The organism is Steroidobacter sp. (assembly GCF_016790065.1).
GTDB lineage: Bacteria > Pseudomonadota > Gammaproteobacteria > Steroidobacterales > Steroidobacteraceae > Steroidobacter.
In genome coordinates this window covers 1-4,760 of record NZ_JAEUPY010000654.1, presented here as the reverse complement: position 1 = coordinate 4,760, position 4,760 = coordinate 1, and the positions used below count along the sequence as shown (strand labels likewise).

General features: G+C 58.3%; 7 protein-coding genes. 4 read left to right on the top strand and 3 right to left on the bottom strand.

What is annotated here, in order from left to right:
• The 3 genes from JNL55_RS27080 to JNL55_RS27070 form a co-directional block, all read right to left on the bottom strand.
• The coding region (locus JNL55_RS27080) for a TonB-dependent siderophore receptor (RefSeq protein WP_293861923.1) at positions 1 to 1,122 on the bottom strand (1,122 nt) is incomplete at its 3' end.
• A gap of 80 nt (positions 1,123 to 1,202) precedes the next feature.
• Positions 1,203 to 2,105 (bottom strand): FecR family protein, encoded by a 903-nt coding sequence (locus JNL55_RS27075; protein ID WP_293861920.1) that lies wholly within the window; start codon positions 2,103 to 2,105, stop codon positions 1,203 to 1,205.
• A complete protein-coding gene (locus JNL55_RS27070) occupies positions 2,102 to 2,809 on the bottom strand; it encodes an RNA polymerase sigma factor (protein ID WP_293861916.1) in 708 nt (235 codons plus the stop codon). The genes JNL55_RS27075 and JNL55_RS27070 overlap by 4 nt, the downstream gene beginning before the upstream one ends.
• Positions 2,810 to 2,946: 137 nt before the next feature.
• Between JNL55_RS27070 and JNL55_RS27065 the strand changes: the two genes are divergently transcribed.
• The 4 genes from JNL55_RS27065 to JNL55_RS27050 all read left to right on the top strand — a co-directional run bounded on the left by JNL55_RS27065 (position 2,947) and on the right by JNL55_RS27050 (position 4,438).
• The gene (locus JNL55_RS27065; protein ID WP_293861913.1) at positions 2,947 to 3,111 is read left to right on the top strand and encodes a hypothetical protein; all 165 of its coding nucleotides are present in this window, start codon (positions 2,947 to 2,949) and stop codon (positions 3,109 to 3,111) included.
• 257 nt (positions 3,112 to 3,368) lie between these two features.
• A complete protein-coding gene (locus JNL55_RS27060) occupies positions 3,369 to 3,635 on the top strand; it encodes a type II toxin-antitoxin system ParD family antitoxin (protein ID WP_293861910.1) in 267 nt (88 codons plus the stop codon).
• Positions 3,595 to 3,933 (top strand): type II toxin-antitoxin system RelE/ParE family toxin, encoded by a 339-nt coding sequence (locus tag JNL55_RS27055; protein WP_293861907.1) that lies wholly within the window; start codon positions 3,595 to 3,597, stop codon positions 3,931 to 3,933. Before JNL55_RS27060 ends, JNL55_RS27055 begins: the two co-directional genes overlap by 41 nt.
• Positions 3,934 to 4,093: 160 nt before the next feature.
• The gene (locus JNL55_RS27050) at positions 4,094 to 4,438 is read left to right on the top strand and encodes a hypothetical protein (RefSeq protein WP_293861904.1); all 345 of its coding nucleotides are present in this window, start codon (positions 4,094 to 4,096) and stop codon (positions 4,436 to 4,438) included.
• The last annotated feature ends 322 nt before the right edge of the window (positions 4,439 to 4,760 follow it).

Here is a 4,760-nt window from a genome sequence, read left to right as displayed (position 1 = left end):
GCTCCAGCGGGCGGCGGTATTCACCGAGCGGGGAAAGTTAGTCTCGCGGCCGTCGTAGTAATACAGCGCCGAACCGAAGCGTGCAGCGCCTTCGCTACGATGCTCCTGATATTCCACACCGACAGTCAGTACCGTCGAGTCGGTCAGATCCGCTTGCACGATGCCGTAGCCCACTTTCTTCGTGAGATTGAGCCGATCCACGAACGAGTCGCTGTCCTCATACGCGCCAACCAGTCGGCCACGAACGCGATCACCCGAAGTAAGTGCGCTGCTTGCGTCCGCCTCCACTCGATAGCTGTCGAAGGTACCGAACTGTGCCGACAGATAGCCTGAGGAACTCGTCGTCGGGCGCTTGCGCATCAAATTGACGGTGCCAGAAGGCTCGCCGATACCGCTGAGCAAACCGGTGGCGCCGCGCACCACCTCCACCTGCTCGAACAACGCCATGTCGGCGATGTCGTTCGAGAAGCCGAAGTTCGACAGGCGCGCCACACCGTCCACCTGATAATTGTTCAGGTAGAAGCCGCGCGACATGATGTTGTTGTTATCTGCGCCCAGCGGGCCGCTCTGTCGATAGGTGAGGCCGACGGTTTGATCCAACACCTTGGAGATCTCGGTAGTGTTCTGATCTTCGATGCGCTGGCGGTCGATGATGGTGACCGACTGCGGCGTCTCGCGCACCGTGAGATCGAGTTTAGTCGCGGTGTTGGTCTTGCCGATCACGACGACTTCGTCGGTGAGTCCCAGCGAGGCGCTGGGAGAAGCATCCGCAGCCGACCTGCCCGGCCGCTTGATCAGCACCACTGAATCGGCGTTGACCTCGTACTCCAGACCGCTGCCCGCCAGCAATTTCTTGAGCGCCTCGGCCGCAGTGAACTCGCCCTGCAACGCATCGGCCTGCTTGCCCGCCAATTCATCGTAGGCGAAGAACAGTCGCAGCCCGCTCTGTCGAGAGAATTGATTGAGCGCGTCGCTGGTACTTTGCGCAGGAATATCGAAGCGGCGAATTGCGTCGCTCAGCTCGGCGGCATATACGCCGCTCGCAGCGACCAGACCCAACGCAGCCACGGTGAGACTACGACGCACAGCACGCGTCACGGCAGAAATCGATCGACTCGGCACGATGCTCTCCCCATATCTTTTGTGATCCGACATGAGAAGAAAACGAGCCACCTCTGCCAAACCGCTATCGAATACGACAACTACGGCCGGCCCAACAAGAACACCTGATCGTTTTCCGCTGCGACCACCCGAATCGCAAAGCTGGTGGTGATGGCATTCAGAAACTTGTCCGCTTCGTCGGTCTCGAATCGACCACCGACGCGAATGGCCGCGATGGCAGGGTCGGCGACCACCAACTTGCGTTTGCTGTAACGATTGAACTCGTCGACCGCTTGCGCCAGCGTCTCGCCTTTGAGTTCGATGACACCTTCGCGCCACGCCACTCGGCGATGTAGTTCATCTTTCTCGAGCGTCGCGCTACTCACCGCGCCTGCAGCCACCACCGCCGTCGAATCAGCAGAGATGCGTCGATCACCCACCGAGACGATACCTTCGGTCACTGTAACTTCGACCAACTGCTCACCGCGCATGCGCACGTTGAAAGCAGTGCCGACCGCACGTACCGCTGTGTTGCCCGCCATGACGACGAACGGCCGCGTCGGATCGTGCGCTACCTTGAACAGCCCTTCGCCTCGCACCAGACGCACGGTACGTTGCTGCTCACTCATGTCTATTTCAACGCGAGAGGCGGTATTGAGATTGATCTGACTGCCGTCTTTCAGCATCACACTGCGACGCTCACCGACGTCGGTGCTGTAACTGCGCGATTCCCACACGAAATACCAAAACGCGAAGCCCAGCACCGCAACCAACACACTTGCCGCAATCGCCCAGTGCGGGCGAGCTGCGGACTTCGTCGCGGATACATTGGTCTTTGGCAGTGCTTGCAAACGTTTTGCCTGCTCCCACGCCTGCTCGGCGCGCGCGAACGCAACGGCATGCGCCGGATTGGCATCCATCCAGCGATCGAACTCCGCCTGGTCCGCCGACGACAGCTCCCCGTGCTGTAGCTTGGCGAGCCATTCGGCTGCCGCGCTATTCAAATTTTTCGCTTCCTGCCCCATGAAAACCCTTTGGCACTGGCTACCAGGTCGCAATCCGCCATGGCGGCGGTCAACAACGCCATCGCCTTGGCCAGATGTTTCTCCACCGTCGATACGGATAACTGCAACTGCTCTGCAATCTCGCCGGGCGACAACTCCTCTACCCGACGTAACAAGAACACCCGCCGGCATTGCAATGGCAGGCTGTCGACAAAAAGCTGCAGCCGGCGCAATTCGTCGCGACTGGAAACCACAGCTTCAGTGGAAGGCGCATCGTCGGCGATATCCAGCAATTCCAGGTTCGCCACCAGGTCGAACGAAATCACCGACTGGCGCCGCGCCATGTCCGTCAGCAAATTGCGAGCAATGGTGAGCAAGAAGCCGCGGCCGCGATCGATCCGTTCGAAGTCCGCCGTCGCGTAGGCACGCGTCAGCACTTCAGAGACGATATCGTCGGCATCCAAGTTGTAAGCGGCCAGCCGGCGCACATGACGGCGCAACGCGGCCTCATGCGGCAAAACAATCGATTTGAACCACGCTAACCGGGCCGCGCGATCAGCCATGAAACTCTCCACACCACGTGGAAAGCATAGAGCAGAAGCCCCTGTGTCGGCGTGCCTGAATTTTTTCGGCGGGGATGGCGGTTGGGCGCCCCTGGTACGTTCCCGGCCCTGTTGGCCAGCAATTGCCAGCCTGTATTGCAACGCCTAGAGTTCCCTGGGGAAATGGGCGACATCCAGGCGATCCGCCTCAACGGCGCCCAACTGGAAGCAGCCGCCGACCCTCGCTCGCGCGGCGTGGGTAAGATTGTGAATTCACGAGAGCACTAGCTGGAGGACTCATGAGCCATCATCGCCGTCGCCGCCCCAAAGCCGCACGTGCCGGCTGCCTGCTGTGCAAGCCGAACAAACTGGGCAAAGGCATGGAGAAAAAACTCGGCCACCGCGGTTTCGGCAACTTGAGAAAAGAGGCCGGTAGCGGTGATGACCTGAAGAGCAGGTCTTAATCAGCGACGCTCAGAAAAAACAAACCCGCTGCCAGCATCGCTGACAGCGGGTTTATCACCTTTGAAGGTTGGTAGCGGGGGCGTGATGTGGCCCGTTCCTCCGGTGCCGCAGTCCGTCCGGCTCAAGTAAAGTTGGCCTTAGCGGCCGGGTCAGAGTTTACGGACAGCGCCCCTGGGTACCTCTATTGTTGTCCATCATTGACAATAATGGACAATGACCCTATAGAGGGGACCATCCCCCCAGGAGGGCTACCGACATGACCTTGAACGTCAATCTCACGCCTGAACTCGAAGCCATGGTCCGCGACAAGGTGGCAACCGGTCTCTATTCCTCGGCAAGCGAAGTTGTGCGCGAGGCATTGCGCCTGATGGAAGAAAAGGACCGCTTCAACAAGATGAAGCTCGATCAGTTGCGAGCAGATATTCAGGCCGGTATCGCGAGCGGCGACGCCGGCACACTCGACGCCGAGGAGATCAAGCGGCGTGGCCGCGCACGTCTTGGGAAACCACCACAACCACGGTAACAAGAATTTGCCCCGCGTCCGAAAGACAACTCTTGCCGAGGAGGACTTAGAGGAAATTTGGCTCTACATCGCGGCCGACAACATCGCGGCTGCTGATGCGCTTCTCGACAAGCTCGTGGCAAAAAGCGTCTTGCTTGCATCCAACCCCGAACTCGGCCGCGCCCGCCCCGAAATCCACGAAGGTCTTCGCAGCGTCCCAGTGGGGAACTACATCTTGTTCTATCGACCGGAGCCCGGTGGCATCGAACTCACGCGTGTACTGCACGGCGCTCGTGACATTGACGACTTACTGTTTTAGACACCTGGTAGCAGTGACGAGATGCTGCTTATTCTGCCCTTGGAAATTCATGTCACAATGTGACGACCACTTTGAATGACCGAAAATAATCGCGAAGCGCCATCCCCTGACGCGATGTATCGCGTCGTTTGAGCCATCTATACCCAAGTTGGGCTTCAATATGGCAAAGCTAGACGAGCGGCAAAAGGCAAAAAAACTCGCTTCGCAGCGCAATCTGGGAGCGTTGGCGAATGACACTAAGTGGCAGGAGTTCTTTGCTCAAGTCATCGCCAAGCGTGTCCCTTTGGAGATTCAGCTTCTCGACGGACCAGAAGTCTTTCAATGTCCGGTCGTTTGGTCCCCAGCTCGAAACTACATCGAAGGTGGTTGCATGGACCCCTACCTGTTCGCATACATCGAACGAGTTGCGTCCACAAACGTAGACGCCCTTTCTGCGATCGCTGGATTAATCGGCTTGGAGTGTGTAATCGAAGGCAATAAGGCTACCGTTTTTGGCTACAGATGATTGGCTACAGATAAAACGTCATGCATCTGCTTGCCTTTGCGGCCCGACCTAACTGATAGGTTCAGCGGACTCCATCACACTGCAGCCCAACAAGCTGCAGCACTCGACCGCCTTAAGAGACGCGACGCGTGAGCTAGGTGCTCCATCGTCACCCTGAGTTGCTTGATGAAATCAGAGCTGCGTAGCTCGCACGAAGCGCACGTCTTTTTGAAGGTTGGTAGCGGGGATGGGCTACACGCTGTTCCTGCGTTGTCCGTGAGGGTGCGTGTTAGGCGATTCTTTGGGGCTACACGTAGCCCTCTGACCAATGATCTTTGTCGAG